Here is a 13,612-nt window from a genome sequence, read left to right as displayed (position 1 = left end):
GGTCCGTCAGACGTCGGGAGCTTCAGGCGTCGGGGCCCGCGATGAGCATGCCGCCCTCGGTCTTGATCTGGACCTCGGGGAGGTCCACGGTCGCCAGGCCGGACACCACCTTGCCGGTGTTCACATCGAAGCGGCTGCCGTGGCAGGGGCACTTGCCCTCATTGGCGATGATCTTGGTCAGTACGCAGCCGCCGTGGGTGCACTGGGCGCTGAACGCCTTGTACTGCCCCTCGGCCTGCCGGCTGACGAGCAGCCGCTGCTCGCGGTAGAGCATCGCGCCGCCGACCGGCACGGCGTCGGCCTCGCCCAGATCGACGGGCGCGGTCGGGACGGGGTTCTTGGGACGGGCCGCTCTTTCCCCGGGGGCGCACGCGGCGGCCCCGAGGCCGGCTGTTCCGGCGAGGGCCGCGCCTTTCAGCACGGTGCGGCGGGCGGCGGGCGAGAGGCCGGACATGAGAACTCCACTGTTCAGAGTGCTGGTCTGGGGCGGTGGCGGCAGCGGTCGCGCCGCTGGGCCGCCATCGGCACCGCGATGGCGGCAGACCCTGACAATACCGACGGGCCGCCGCCGGCCGGCGGGCGGGCTCGCTCCCGCGCGGCGGCGGCGATGGGCTACGTTCGGAGCCGTGATCGTCGTCGCCGGAGAATCCTTGATCGACCTGGTCCCGCTGAGGGACGGACCCGGGGGCGGCGGGCCCCTGCCGGCGCTGCTGCCCCGGCCCGGGGGCGGGCCGTACAACACCGCCGTGGCGCTGGGGCGGCTCGGCGCGCGGGCCGCCTTCTGCTCCCGGATGTCCACGGACGGCTTCGGCGAGGCGCTGCTCGCCGGGCTGCGCACGGCGGGCGTCGACACCTCGCTGGTGGCGCGCGGCCCGGAGCCGACGACGCTGGCGGTCGCCGCCGTGGGCGCGGACGGCTCCGCGGGGTACGGCTTCTACGCCGAGGGCAGTGCGGACCGGCTCTTCGAGCTGCCGTCCGCACTGCCGGCCCCGGCGCGCGCGGTGGCGTTCGGCACCTGCTCGCTGGTGCTGGAGCCGGGTGCGAGCGCGTACGAGCGGCTGCTGCGGCGGGAGGCCCGGCGCGGGCTCTTCACCCTGCTCGACCCCAATGTCCGGCCGGGGCTGATCCCGGATCCGGACGCCTATCGCGAGCGGTTCGCGAGCTGGCTGCCGGATGTCACGCTGCTGAAGCTGTCGGAGGACGACGCCCGCTGGCTGGGCGGGGTGCCGGACGGCCCCCGGGGCCCCGCCGCCGTGGTCCTCACCCGGGGTTCGCGGGGGCTGACGGTACGCACCAGGGGCGGGACGGAGGTCTCGGTTCCGGCGGTCCCGGTGACCGTGGCGGACACCATCGGTGCCGGGGACACCGTGAACGCGGCCCTGCTGCACGCCCTGGACTCCCGGGGCGCGCTGTCGGCCGACGGACTGGCGGCGCTGGACGGGCCCGCCTGGCGGGAGCTGCTGGGCTTCGCCGCCCGCGCCGCCGCGATCACCTGCTCCCGCCCCGGCGCGGAGCCGCCGTACGCGGACGAGCTGCGCGGCTGAGCGAGCCCCCGGCTCCCCCGGAGCCCCTGCTTGCCCGGCTTCCCGCTTCCCGGACGGGGTCCGTACGGGAAGCGGGAAGCCGGGGAGCAGCCCGGCCCGGCCTCAGGCCTTGCGGGTGCGCGCCGTCGCCGTCTTCCTGGCGGCGGCCGTCTTCCGTACGGCGGTCTTCCTGGCGGCCGCCTTCTTGACGGGCGTGTCGTTCACGGCGGCCTCGGCCGCGGCGGTCTTCTTCGCCGCCTTCTTCGCCGTCGCCGTGCCCGCCGCCGTCTTGCGGGCGGTGGTCTTGCGCGGGGCGGCCTTCCCGGCGGTCCGGCGGGAGGGCCCGGTGGCGTCGCTGACCCGCTCCGGGTCCAGGACGTCCCGCAGGAACTTCCCGGTGTGGCTGGCCGGGACCCCGGCGACCTCCTCGGGGGTGCCTTCGGCGATGACCAGGCCACCGCCGCTGCCGCCCTCGGGACCCATGTCCACGACCCAGTCCGCGGTCTTGATCACATCGAGGTTGTGCTCGATGACGATCACCGTGTTGCCCTTGTCGACCAGGCCGGAGAGCACCGTGATCAGCTTGCTGATGTCCTCGAAGTGCAGACCGGTCGTCGGCTCGTCCAGCACATAGACCGTGCGGCCGGTGGAGCGCTTCTGGAGCTCGCTCGCGAGCTTCACCCGCTGCGCCTCACCGCCGGAGAGCGTCGGCGCGGACTGTCCGAGACGGACATAGCCGAGGCCGACCTCGTTGAGCGTCCTGAGATGACGGGCGATCGTGGGGACTGCCTCGAAGAACGCCAGGCCCTCCTCGATCGGCATGTCCAGCACCTCGGCGATGGACTTGCCCTTGTAGTGGACCTCCAGGGTCTCCCGGTTGTAGCGCGCGCCGTGGCAGACCTCGCACGGGACGTAGACATCCGGCAGGAAGTTCATCTCGATCTTGATGGTGCCGTCGCCGGAGCAGTTCTCGCAGCGGCCGCCCTTCACATTGAAGGAGAAGCGGCCGGGGAGATAGCCGCGGACCTTGGCCTCCATCGTCTCCGCGAAGAGCTTGCGGACATGGTCGAAGACGCCGGTGTAGGTGGCGGGGTTGGAGCGCGGGGTACGGCCGATGGGCGACTGGTCGACATGGACGACCTTGTCCACCAGGTCGTCGCCGTCGACCCGGGTGTGCCGGCCGGGCACCGACTTCGCGCCGTTCAGCTCACGGGCGAGGTGAGTGTAGAGGATGTCGTTGACCAGCGTCGACTTGCCGGAGCCGGAGACCCCGGTGACGGCGGTGAGCACTCCGAGCGGGAAGGAGACGTCGATGTCCCGCAGATTGTTCTCCCGGGCGCCGTGGACGGTGAGCAGCCGGCCGGGGTCGGCGGGCCGCCGCAGCTCGGGCGTCGGGATGGACCTCTTTCCGGAGAGGTACTGCCCGGTGATGGACTCCTCGTTGGAGAGCAGCTCCTTCAAGGGGCCGGAGTGCACCACCTTGCCGCCGTGCTCGCCCGCGCCGGGGCCGATGTCCACGACCCAGTCGGCGATCTTGATGGTGTCCTCGTCGTGCTCCACGACGATGAGCGTGTTGCCCATGTCCCGGAGGCGTACGAGGGTCTCGATGAGCCGGTGGTTGTCGCGCTGGTGCAGTCCGATGGACGGCTCGTCCAGGACGTAGAGCACGCCGACGAGACCGGAGCCGATCTGGGTGGCGAGCCGGATGCGCTGGGCCTCGCCGCCGGAGAGGGTGCCGGCCGCGCGGTTGAGCGAGAGATAGTCCAGGCCGACGTCGACCAGGAACTTCAGCCGCTCGTTGACCTCCTTGAGCACCCGCTCGGCGATCTTCTTGTCACGGGCGTTGAGCTTCAGCCTGCCGAGGAACTCGGCGCACTCGCTGATGGACATGGCGGAGACGTCGGCGATGGACCTGTCCATCACCGTGACCGCGAGGACGATGGGCTTGAGCCGGCTGCCCTGGCAGGTGGGGCAGGGCACCTCGCGCATATAGCCCTCGAAGCGCTCCCTGCTGGAGTCGCTCTCGGCCTCCTGGTGCCGCCTGCGGACGAACTGGACGGCGCCTTCGAAGGCGGGGGTGGTGTAGGCCCGCTCCCTGCCGTACCGGTTGCGGTAGCGGACCTCGACCTGGGTCTTGTGGCCGTACAGCAGGGCCTTCCGGGCCCGCTGGGGCAGTCCGGCCCAGGCCATGTCGGTGGAGAAGCCGAGCGCCTGGGCGAGCCCGCCGATCAGCCGTCCGAAGTACTCCTTGGTGTGTCCGTGGGACCAGGGGTGGATCGCGCCCTCGTCGAGGGACTTCTCCTCGTCGGGCACGATCAGCTCGGGGTCGACCTCCATCCGGGTGCCGATGCCGGTGCAGTCGGGGCAGGCTCCGAAGGGCGAGTTGAAGGAGAAGGAGCGGGGCTCCAGCTCCTCGAAGGAGAGATCGTCGTAGGGGCAGTAGAGATGCTCCGAGTACATCCGCTCGCGCTCGGGGTCGTCCTCGGGGAGATCCACGAAGTCGAGCACGACCATGCCGCCGGAGAGGCCGAGCGCGGTCTCGACCGAGTCGGTCAGCCTGCGCTTGGCACCGCCCTTGACGGTGAGGCGGTCGACGACCACCTCGATGGTGTGCTTCTCCTGCTTCTTCAGTGTCGGCGGCTCGGCGAGCTGGATGGTCCGCCCGTCCACCCGTGCCCGGCTGTACCCCTTGGTCTGAAGGTCGGCGAAGAGGTCGACGAACTCTCCCTTGCGCTCGCGCACCAGCGGCGAGAGCACCTGGAAGCGGCTGCCCTCGGGCAGCTCCAGCACCTTGTCCACGATCGCCTGGGGCGACTGGCGGGAGATCGGACGGCGGCACTCGGGGCAGTGCGGCTTGCCGATCCGGGCGAAGAGCAGCCTGAGGTAGTCGTACACCTCGGTGATGGTCCCGACCGTGGAGCGCGGGTTGCGCGAGGTCGACTTCTGGTCGATGGAGACGGCCGGGGAGAGGCCCTCGATGAAGTCGACGTCCGGCTTGTCCATCTGCCCCAGGAACTGGCGGGCGTACGAGGACAGCGATTCCACATAGCGGCGCTGGCCCTCGGCGAAGATCGTGTCGAAGGCGAGCGAGGACTTGCCCGACCCGGAGAGCCCCGTGAACACGATGAGCGAGTCACGGGGGAGGTCGAGCGAGACGTTCTTGAGATTGTGCTCACGAGCGCCACGAACGATGAGACGGTCGGCCACGCCGGGTCCGCACCTTTCTTTCAGATTCTTGAGGAGTGAGGACCCTGTTGAAGTCTGAGGGTCGGGTCCTGACAGTCCTGGGATTCCTGCGGTTCTGCGGTTCTGGAGTCCTGCGTCCTGAGACGGCTGGGCTTGGCGGGGAGAGGCCCCGACAACCAAGGATGCCTCGCTCCAGGCTATAGCACGTACATTCGAATTACGGTGGTCGGCAACCACCTTCACCCGAACGTGTGGCGCGACTATCGTCGGCCGCATGATCGACCACCAGCGTGACCTGGCCTCACTGCACAAGGCCACCGAACGGCTGCTCACCGCAGTCGCTTCCCTTGACAACGCACGGCTCGCCGCGCCGTCACGGCTCCCGGGCTGGTCCCGGGGACATGTGCTGGCCCATCTCTCCCGTAACGCCGACGCGCTCGCGAATGTTCTCCAGGGCCGCCCGATGTACCGGAGCGCCGCGGCGCGCGACGAGGACATCGAGCGCGGCGCGGGCCGCCCGCTCGACGTCCAGCTCGCCGATCTGCGCGACAGCGACGCCCGGCTCCGGGCCGTGGCCGCCCTGCCCGCCGACTGGAGCCGTACGGTCACCCTGCGCAACGGGGTCACCGACACGGCGGCCCGTCTCCCGTTCCGCAGACTCGTGGAGATCGAGCTGCACCATGTCGACCTGGACATCGGCCATGAGCTGGAGGACCTCCCCCAGGACTTCCTGCTGCGCGAGATCGGCTTCCTCGCCCAGCGGTTCGCCGGACACGCCGACACCCCGCCGACCAGCCTCGTCGCCGACGGCGGTCTCGGCCGCTGGTCCACCGGCGGCGACCGGGGCACGCCCCTGACGGTCGGCGGCCCCGTGCCCGAGCTGGTCGGCTGGCTCGCCGGCCGCCGCCCGGGGGCGGGTCTGCTGGTCCTCGCCGAGGCTCCGGAACCCCTGCTGCCGACGCTGCCGCCGCTATAGGCTTCCCCCATGACGTACAGCGGAGTGGTGACCACCGGCGGCCCCGCGGACGCGCACGAGCTGACCGACCTGATCATCTCCAAGGTCTCGGTCGGCCCGATGGACAACAACGCCTATCTGCTGCGCTGCCGGGCCACCGGTGAGCAGCTGCTGATCGACGCGGCCAACGACGCGACGACGCTGCTGACCCTGATCGGCGCGGACTCCATCGCCTCCGTCGTCACCACCCACCGCCACGGCGACCACTGGCAGGCGCTCGCCGAAGTGGTCGCCGCCACCGGCGCGCGCACCTACGCGGGGGCGTACGACGCCGAGGGCATCCCGGTGCCGACGGATGTGCCGGTCCACGACGGCGATGTGATCCGGGTCGGCCGGGTGGAGCTGACCGCGCGCCGCCTCGTGGGCCACACCCCCGGCTCGATCGTGCTGATCTTCGACGATCCGCACGGTCACCCCCATGTCTTCACCGGCGACTGTCTCTTCCCGGGCGGGGTCGGCAACACCAACGCCGACCCCGTGGCCTTCGCCGAGCTGATCGGCGGCGTCCAGACCAAGCTCTTCGACGCGCTGCCGGACGAGACCTGGGTCTACCCCGGACACGGCAAGGACACCACCCTGGGCGCCGAGCGCCCGCAGCTGCCCGAATGGCGCGCCCGCGGCTGGTGACCGCCGCCCCGCGCGGGAGCCGACGGGGACGCCGCTGAGGCGTCCCCGGGCGGCATGGAAACCGCGCGGAAACCACTCACTGCGTTGCATCACCCCCGAGCGGCCGGAATCCCACCGGCCCCGCAGGAGGAGACGCGACGATGCGCATACGCACCCGTACTGCCCTGAAGGCACTGCCGCTGACGCTGACGGCAGCTCTGACGGTGACCCTGACCGGCTGCGGAGGCGGCGGCGAACAGGAGAGGCCCGCCCCGGCCACCGGGAGCACGGAGCCCGGCGGGAAAGGTTCCGGGAGCGCGCGGGCCGGCTCGGAGCCGAGCCCCGGTCCCGAGGAGACGGCCGTGCTGTTCGCCCGGTGCATGCGGGAGCACGGGGTGGAGGTGGCGGACCCGGTGAAGGGCCGGGTGACGATCAAGCAGCGGAAGCGTGACGGCAGCCGGAGCACCCTGGAGAAGGCCATGAAGGCCTGCCGCGAGCACCGGCCTCGGAGTGCCGGCCCGGAGCTCGAAGGGGCGGGGAGGCCATGACCGCGCCGGCCCGGGGCGCGAAAGAGGGCGGGGGCGGACGGGCGCGAAAGAGGGCGGGGGCGGACGGCAAGTGCCGTCCGCCCCCGCCCCGGGGAACGCGGTGCGTCAGGCTTCGACGCTGTCCTTGTCCTTGGGAGTGTCGCCGGGACCCTCGCCGGTGTCGCCACGCTCGGCCGCCTCGGCGGCTTCGCGCTGCGCCTGCTTCTTGGAGGCGATGAGGCTGGTGATCGTGGTGATGACCAGAACACCGCCGATGACCGACAGCGAGAACGGAATCGAGATCTCGGGGACGTGGACCCCGCTCTCGTGCAGTGCGTGCAGCACCAGCTTGACGCCGATGAAGCCGAGGATGACCGAGAGGCCGTAGCTGAGGTGGACCAGCTTCTTGAGCAGTCCGCCGATGAGGAAGTACAGCTGACGCAGACCCATCAGGGCGAAGGCGTTGGCCGTGAAGACGATGTACGGGTCCTGGGTGAGGCCGAAGATCGCCGGGATGGAGTCGAGCGCGAACAGCACATCGGTGGTGCCGATGGCGAGCATGACCACCATCAGCGGGGTCATGATGCGCTTGCCGTTCTGCTGAATGAACAGCTTGGTGCCGTGGTACTGGTCGGCGACGCCGAACCTCTTCTCGACGGACTTGAGGAGACGGTTCTCCTCCCAGTCGTCCTCGTCCTCGCCGGCACGCGCCTCCTGGACGAGCTTCCAGGCGGTGTAGATCAGGAACGCGCCGAAGATGTAGAAGACCCACGAGAAGTTGGCGATGATCGCCGCGCCGGCCGCGATGAAGATGGCCCGCAGGACCAGGGCGATCAGCACACCGATCAGCAGCACCCGCTGCTGAAGGTGGGAGGGCACCGAGAACTTCGCCATGATCAGAACGAAGACGAAGAGATTGTCGACGCTGAGTGACTTCTCAGTGATGAAGCCCGCGAAGAACTCTCCGGACGCCTGGCTGGTACCGAAGATGGCCAGGCCGATGCCGAAGAGCACCGCCAGAACGATCCAGACGATCGTCCAGATTCCGGCTTCCTTGATCGACACGTCATGGGGCTTGCGCCCGATGAAGAAGTCGGCTCCGATGAGGGCGCTCAAACCGAGAATGGTGAGCACCCAAAGGGTCAATGAAACGTCCACTGCGCCTCCGGCGTCGTACGGCTCTTTGATCAGCGTCGTCGCTGCCGGAGGTCTCTTCCACCCGGGCGGTCCTAGCCGCTCGGGCCGACGCCCCGGGACCAATGGTGGTCCGTACTGACGAGTACGTCGCAGTCGGGAATACTCCCCTCCGCTGTGATGAGCGTACAGGAGCGCCCAAGCAAAGATAAAGAGGTTGGCAAAGAGATATTCAAATCTCCTGGTCAACCGAGCTTTTTAGGGCCTCGCAAGCGTTGACTCCGGAGCGGTTTCCACCGCCTCAAGCGCCTCAAGCGTCCCAGGCGCGCCGGGCGGCGGCATCCCGGGACGGCCGTCGGCCGGGTGCCGCACCGCCCGGCGGCATCAGCGGGGGCCGATACCGCCACGCGTGGCGCACCCGGGGCCGGCCGTCCGAGGCGGCCCACAGCTGCGGCAGGACCAACGGGACGAGGTCCTGAAGGTGCGGCCCTTCACGCGCTGCCCCCTTCCTCGCCGAGGTGCCGCCGCCCGCCGGGGAGGGCGTCAGGCGAGGCCCGCCTCCTTCATCTGCCGCAGTTCCTTCTTGAGCTCGCCGACCTCGTCCCGGAGGCGGGCGGCGACCTCGAACTGGAGGTCTGCGGCGGCGGCCCGCATCCGCGCGGTCATCTCCTCGATGATCGCGGCCAGCTCGGCGGCGGGGCGGTCGGTCGGTTCGGCGCCCTCGCCCCGGCGGGCCTTTCCGCCCAGCGCGGGCACCGGCGCCTTGCCGCCCTTGCCGGGCTTCTCCGCCTTCGGCTTGCGGTAGTCGGTGCCGAGCAGCTCCTCGGTGTCGATCTCCTCGCGCGCGATGGTGGCGACGATGTCGTTGATCTTCTTACGGAGCGGCTGGGGGTCGATGCCCCTCTCCGTGTTGTAGGCGATCTGCTTCTCGCGGCGGCGGTTGGTCTCCTCGATCGCCTTCTCCATCGCCGCGGTGATCTTGTCCGCGTACATATGGACCTGGCCGGAGACGTTTCGCGCGGCACGGCCGATGGTCTGGATCAGGGAGGTGCCCGAGCGGAGGAACCCCTCCTTGTCGGCGTCGAGGATCGCCACCAGGGACACCTCGGGCAGGTCGAGGCCCTCTCGCAGCAGGTTGATGCCGACCAGGACGTCGTACTCGCCGGCGCGCAGCTCCCTCAGCAGCTCGATCCGGCGCAGGGTGTCGACGTCGCTGTGGAGATAGCGGACCTGGATGCCCAGCTCGAGGAAGTAGTCGGTGAGATCCTCGGCCATCTTCTTGGTGAGGGTGGTGACGAGCACCCGCTCGTCCTTCTCGGTGCGCAGCCGGATCTCGTGCACCAGGTCGTCGATCTGCCCCTCGGTGGGCTTGACGACGACCTCGGGGTCGACCAGGCCGGTGGGGCGGATGATCTGCTCCACGAAGCCGTCGCCCCGGGAGAGCTCGTACTTCCCCGGGGTGGCCGACAGATAGACCGTCTGCCCGATCCTCTCGGTGAACTCCTCCCACTTCAGCGGCCGGTTGTCGAGTGCGGACGGCAGCCGGAAGCCGTGGTCGACCAGGGTCCGCTTGCGCGAGGCGTCACCTTCGTACATCGCGCCGATCTGCGGGACGGTGACATGGGACTCGTCGATGACCAGCAGGAAGTCCTCGGGGAAGTAGTCGAGGAGGGTGTTCGGGGGCGAGCCGGGGTCGCGGTCGTCGAAGTGCATGGAGTAGTTCTCGATGCCGGAGCAGGAGCCGATCTGCCGCATCATCTCGATGTCGTACGTGGTGCGCATCCGCAGCCGCTGGGACTCCAGGAGCTTGCCCTGCTTGTCCAGCTCGGCCAGGCGCTGCTCCAGCTCCGCCTCGATGCCGTTGACCGCCTTCTCCAGGCGCTCCGGACCCGCGACGTAATGGCTGGCGGGGAAGACGTACAGCGACCGGTCCTCGCTCAGGATCTCGCCGGTGAGGGGATGGAGGGTGGAGAGGGCCTCGATCTCGTCGCCGAACATCTCGATGCGGACGGCCAGCTCTTCGTAGACCGGGAAGATCTCGATGGTGTCGCCGCGGACCCGGAAGGTGCCGCGCGAGAACGCCATGTCGTTGCGGGTGTACTGGATGTCGACGAAGCGGCGCAGCAGCTGGTCGCGGTCGATCTCGTCGCCGACCTTGAGGGGCACCATCCGGTCGACGTACTCCTGGGGGGTGCCCAGTCCGTAGATGCAGGAGACGGAGGCGACCACGATCACATCGCGCCGGGTCAGCAGGGAGTTCGTCGCGGAGTGGCGCAGCCGCTCGACCTCCTCGTTGATCGAGGAGTCCTTCTCGATGTAGGTGTCGGACTGCGGGACGTACGCCTCGGGCTGGTAGTAGTCGTAGTACGAGACGAAGTACTCGACGGCGTTGTTGGGGAGCAGCTCGCGGAACTCGTTGGCCAGCTGCGCGGCCAGGGTCTTGTTCGGCGCCATGACCAGGGTGGGGCGCTGGAGCTTCTCGATCATCCAGGCGGTGGTCGCCGACTTTCCGGTGCCGGTCGCGCCGAGCAGGACCACGTCCTTCTCGCCCGCGCGGATGCGCCGCTCCAGGTCGGCGATGGCCGTGGGCTGATCACCGCTGGGCTGGTAGGAGCTGACGACCTCGAAAGGCGCCACCGTACGTTCGATCTTGGAAACGGGCCGCATGGAACCACCGTACGACCCCGCACTGACAACCGTGCGCCGCGCGGGTTCGAAGGCCGTGCCGCCGACACGGACCAGGCCCGCTGCCGGTTGGCATCGGGCCTGGTCAGAGAGGGAGGGGTGGGGTTACCAGCCGTCGGAATAGGGCTGGTCGCGGCGCGGGGGCGGCTCGGGGAACCAGTCCGCGGACTGCTGTCCGTGGCCTCCTGGCTGCTGCCCGTACAGCGGGGCCTGCTGTCCGTAGAGCGGGGCCGCCTGGGGCTGCTGTCCGTACAGGGGACCCGGCTGGGCCGGGATGCCGGGCTGCGGGGGCGTGGCGTGGCCGGTCTTCTCCCACTCGGGCTCGCCCATCACCAGCAGCGGGTCGAACATGACCACCACTCCGGCGAGCAGCATGAAGACGGTGGGGCCGAGCAGCATCGGCGCGAGCAGGCTGGTCGGCGAGTCGCCGCTGCCGAAGCCGACCGTGCCGTGCAGATGGACGCTGACCGAGGCCATGCCGGTGTAGTGCATTCCGGTCACCGCGACGCCCATCACCAGGCTCGCGCCGAGGCTGGCGAGGAAGCCGTGGATGGAGACGGCCGCCCAGAGCGCGGCGGTGGCGGCGACGACGGCGATCACCACGGAGAGGATGACGATCGGGGTGCTGTACTCGACGCGGCCCTGGAAGCGCATTCCGGCCATGCCGAGGTAGTGCATGGAGGCGACCCCGAGGCCCGTGATGGTGCCGCCGGTGCCGAGCGCCATCATGGTCGCGCCCCGGTAGCCCACGATGAAGATCCCGATGCCGACCATGACGATCGCGACGCCGAGGCTGGCGAAGGTGATCGGCCGGTCGTAGGTGATGGGGGCCTCGTTGATGCTGAACCCCATCATGGCGATGAAGTGCATCGTCCAGATGCCCGAGCCGATCGAGATCGCGCCGAGGGCCAGCCAGCCGGGCTTGAACGAACCGGTGGTCCGTACCGACCTCGTGGTGCAGCGGAGGCCGAGGGCCGCGCCCAGACACGCCATCACAAAGGCCGCCACCGGGGTCACAAGGCCGTAGGTGAAGCCGTCGAGGGTTCCTTGCATGCCGTACGTCCTTCGTCCCGTGATCCTGCGGTCCCCTGGCGGTGACACCGTTGACCGCTGGTGGAACGTCTGTTCAGTGGGCGAGAGTACGACCTGCACACGATTTGTCAAAGATTTGGCCGACGCTCCATCTATACAGAAACCATCACCTGAGGCGATCTGGTGTGATCTATGCATATTTTGGCGACACTTCTCGCAGGCATTCGACTCATCAGAAATGTCACTCTCACCACATCTTCGGCCGAGAGGCCCCGAGGAGTCATGGTGCACGCACATCCTCTCGCGGCGGCCGTCGCCGCTCTCGGAGCCACCGTCGCACTGCTGTCGGGCCCCGCCGCCCGGGCCTCCGAGCGGCCTGCCGCGGCGGTGAACAGCGCCCCGCTGGTGATCGCCCACCGGGGCGCGTCCGGCTACGCGCCCGAGAACACCCTCGCGGCCGTCGACCTCGCCGGCCGGATGGGCTTCGCCTGGGTCGAGACCGACGTCCAGCGCACCCGCGACGGTGAGCTGGTCGTCGTCCACGACGAGACCCTGGCACGCACCACCGATGCCGAACAGCGCTTCCCGGGACGCGCGCCCTGGCGGGTCCGGGACTTCACCGCGGCCGAGATCGCCACCCTGGACGCGGGCGGCTGGTTCGGCCCCCGCTGGGCCGGCGCCCGGGTGCCGACCCTCCGGGAGTATCTGAGCCGGGTCGAGCGCAACGGCCAGCGGCTGCTGCTGGAGATCAAGCGCCCGGAGCTGTACCCGGGCATCGAGAGGGACATCCTGCTGACCCTGGGCGAGGAGGGCTGGCTCGACCGCTCCCACACCCGGCGCGGACTGGTCGTCCAGAGCTTCGGAGCGGACAGCGTGCGGGCCGTGCACCGGCAGCGCCCGGACGTCGTCACCGGCCTCCTGGGGAATCCGGCGGTCGCGGAACTGCCCTCGTACGCGGCGTTCACCGATCAGATCAACCCCTCGCACACCAGGATCACCGCCGACTACGTGGCCGCGGTGCAACGGCTCAGGGGGGCGCACGGCGAGCCGCTCCGGGTACACGTCTGGACCGTCAACGACGCGGCGGGCGCGGAGCGCGCCGAGGCGTTCGGCGTGGACGGGATCATCACCGACCGACCCGATGTGGTGCGCGACGCCGTGCGCTGAACCGCGGGTGTTGTCAGTGCCCGGTCGTACGGTGGTTCACATGAACAGCTTCGTGTGGACCGTCGTGACCGCGGATGTCGGGCCGCTGCTTCTCGCCGCCACCGGCAAGGGCCTGGTCACCGTCGCCTTCCACGCCGAACCGGCCGTCCGGGACAGGGAGCTGCGCCGGCTCGCCGAGCGGCTCGGCGGCGAGGGCGTACGGGACGCGTCCGGCCCGCTCGCCGAGCCGATACGCCAGTTCGCGGCGTACTTCGAGGGCGAGCTGCGCGATTTCACGCTGCCGCTCGACTGGTCGCTGTCGGGCGGGTTCAACCGCGAGGTGCTCCGGGAGCTGGCCGCCGGAGTGCCGTACGGCACCGTGGTGGGATACGGCGATCTGGCGGCCCGGGTGGGCCGGCCGGGCGCGGCACAGGCCGTGGGGGCGGCGATGGGCGCCAATCCCCTGCCGGTGGTGGTGCCGTGCCATCGCGTGGTGGAGACGGGCGGAAAGCTGGGGGGCTTCAGCGGTGGGCTGGACACCAAGCGGAAGCTGCTGGCGCTGGAAGGGGTGCTTCCGGAGCCACTGTTCTGAGCCGTCCCCGCCCTCCCCGCCGTCGCGCCGGCCCCGCCCGGGGCGCACGGGATCTGCGCGGATCGGGGAAAGCGCTTTGGCCCGGGGGCGCGGGCCGGGACAGACTGCGCGAGTGAGCACGAGATCTGAACCGACCGGAATACCCGACGCCCGCGAGACGGACGGC

The 13,612-nt window shown here is 70.1% G+C and carries 11 protein-coding genes; 6 read left to right on the top strand and 5 right to left on the bottom strand.

What is annotated here, in order from left to right:
• Nucleotides 1-22: 22 nt before the first annotated feature.
• Nucleotides 23-454, bottom strand: coding sequence for a Rieske (2Fe-2S) protein (locus ABD371_RS11470; protein WP_344475520.1), 432 nt, complete (start codon nucleotides 452-454; stop codon nucleotides 23-25).
• A gap of 172 nt (nucleotides 455-626) precedes the next feature.
• Between ABD371_RS11470 and ABD371_RS11465 the strand changes: the two genes are divergently transcribed.
• The gene (locus ABD371_RS11465) at nucleotides 627-1,544 is read left to right on the top strand and encodes a carbohydrate kinase family protein (RefSeq protein WP_344475518.1); all 918 of its coding nucleotides are present in this window, start codon (nucleotides 627-629) and stop codon (nucleotides 1,542-1,544) included.
• Between the two features lie 102 nt (nucleotides 1,545-1,646).
• On the opposite strand, the gene uvrA is transcribed toward ABD371_RS11465, so the two are convergent.
• The gene (uvrA, locus tag ABD371_RS11460; RefSeq protein WP_344475516.1) at nucleotides 1,647-4,730 is read right to left on the bottom strand and encodes an excinuclease ABC subunit UvrA; all 3,084 of its coding nucleotides are present in this window, start codon (nucleotides 4,728-4,730) and stop codon (nucleotides 1,647-1,649) included.
• 253 nt (nucleotides 4,731-4,983) lie between these two features.
• On the opposite strand from uvrA, the gene ABD371_RS11455 reads away from it, so the two are divergent.
• From ABD371_RS11455 to ABD371_RS11445, 3 genes are all read left to right on the top strand, one after another.
• Nucleotides 4,984-5,685 carry a maleylpyruvate isomerase family mycothiol-dependent enzyme gene (locus tag ABD371_RS11455; protein WP_344475514.1) on the top strand — a complete coding sequence of 234 codons (702 nt, stop codon included), beginning with the start codon at nucleotides 4,984-4,986 and terminating at the stop codon, nucleotides 5,683-5,685.
• A 9-nt stretch (nucleotides 5,686-5,694) separates the two neighbouring features.
• Nucleotides 5,695-6,351 (top strand): MBL fold metallo-hydrolase, encoded by a 657-nt coding sequence (locus ABD371_RS11450; RefSeq protein ID WP_344475512.1) that lies wholly within the window; start codon nucleotides 5,695-5,697, stop codon nucleotides 6,349-6,351.
• A 140-nt stretch (nucleotides 6,352-6,491) separates the two neighbouring features.
• A complete protein-coding gene (locus ABD371_RS11445; RefSeq protein WP_344475510.1) occupies nucleotides 6,492-6,878 on the top strand; it encodes a hypothetical protein in 387 nt (128 codons plus the stop codon).
• A 105-nt stretch (nucleotides 6,879-6,983) separates the two neighbouring features.
• Here the strand turns inward: ABD371_RS11445 and ABD371_RS11440 are convergent, their stop codons facing one another.
• The 3 genes from ABD371_RS11440 to ABD371_RS11430 form a co-directional block, all read right to left on the bottom strand.
• Complete coding sequence (locus ABD371_RS11440; protein ID WP_344475508.1) at nucleotides 6,984-8,015, bottom strand: TerC family protein; 1,032 nt, start codon at nucleotides 8,013-8,015, stop codon at nucleotides 6,984-6,986.
• Between the two features lie 519 nt (nucleotides 8,016-8,534).
• Entirely contained in the window at nucleotides 8,535-10,658 is a 2,124-nt protein-coding gene (gene uvrB / locus ABD371_RS11435; protein ID WP_344475506.1) for an excinuclease ABC subunit UvrB, read from the bottom strand.
• A 123-nt stretch (nucleotides 10,659-10,781) separates the two neighbouring features.
• Complete coding sequence (locus ABD371_RS11430) at nucleotides 10,782-11,729, bottom strand: MHYT domain-containing protein (RefSeq protein WP_344475504.1); 948 nt, start codon at nucleotides 11,727-11,729, stop codon at nucleotides 10,782-10,784.
• 264 nt (nucleotides 11,730-11,993) lie between these two features.
• On the opposite strand from ABD371_RS11430, the gene ABD371_RS11425 reads away from it, so the two are divergent.
• Both ABD371_RS11425 and ABD371_RS11420 read left to right on the top strand, forming a co-directional pair.
• Entirely contained in the window at nucleotides 11,994-12,875 is an 882-nt protein-coding gene (locus ABD371_RS11425) for a glycerophosphodiester phosphodiesterase (RefSeq protein WP_381733526.1), read from the top strand.
• Between the two features lie 40 nt (nucleotides 12,876-12,915).
• On the top strand, nucleotides 12,916-13,446 hold the full coding sequence (locus ABD371_RS11420; RefSeq protein ID WP_344475502.1) for a methylated-DNA--[protein]-cysteine S-methyltransferase: 531 nt from the start codon (nucleotides 12,916-12,918) through the stop codon (nucleotides 13,444-13,446).
• Nucleotides 13,447-13,612 lie beyond the last annotated feature (166 nt).

This window comes from Streptomyces amakusaensis, assembly GCF_039532665.1.
GTDB classification, from domain to species: domain Bacteria; phylum Actinomycetota; class Actinomycetes; order Streptomycetales; family Streptomycetaceae; genus Streptomyces; species Streptomyces amakusaensis.
The sequence above is the reverse complement of the archived record's forward strand: the minus strand, read 5'-3'. Positions and strand labels throughout refer to the sequence as shown.

Coding starts and splice junctions, on each gene's coding strand:
- uvrB (WP_344475506.1), bottom strand. CDS start 10,658: ATGCGGCCCGTTTCCAAGATCGAACGTACGGTGGCGCCTTTCGAGGTC.
- ABD371_RS11455 (WP_344475514.1), top strand. CDS start 4,984: ATGATCGACCACCAGCGTGACCTGGCCTCACTGCACAAGGCCACCGAA.
- ABD371_RS11430 (WP_344475504.1), bottom strand. CDS start 11,729: ATGCAAGGAACCCTCGACGGCTTCACCTACGGCCTTGTGACCCCGGTG.
- ABD371_RS11470 (WP_344475520.1), bottom strand. CDS start 454: ATGTCCGGCCTCTCGCCCGCCGCCCGCCGCACCGTGCTGAAAGGCGCG.
- ABD371_RS11420 (WP_344475502.1), top strand. CDS start 12,916: ATGAACAGCTTCGTGTGGACCGTCGTGACCGCGGATGTCGGGCCGCTG.
- ABD371_RS11450 (WP_344475512.1), top strand. CDS start 5,695: ATGACGTACAGCGGAGTGGTGACCACCGGCGGCCCCGCGGACGCGCAC.
- ABD371_RS11445 (WP_344475510.1), top strand. CDS start 6,492: ATGCGCATACGCACCCGTACTGCCCTGAAGGCACTGCCGCTGACGCTG.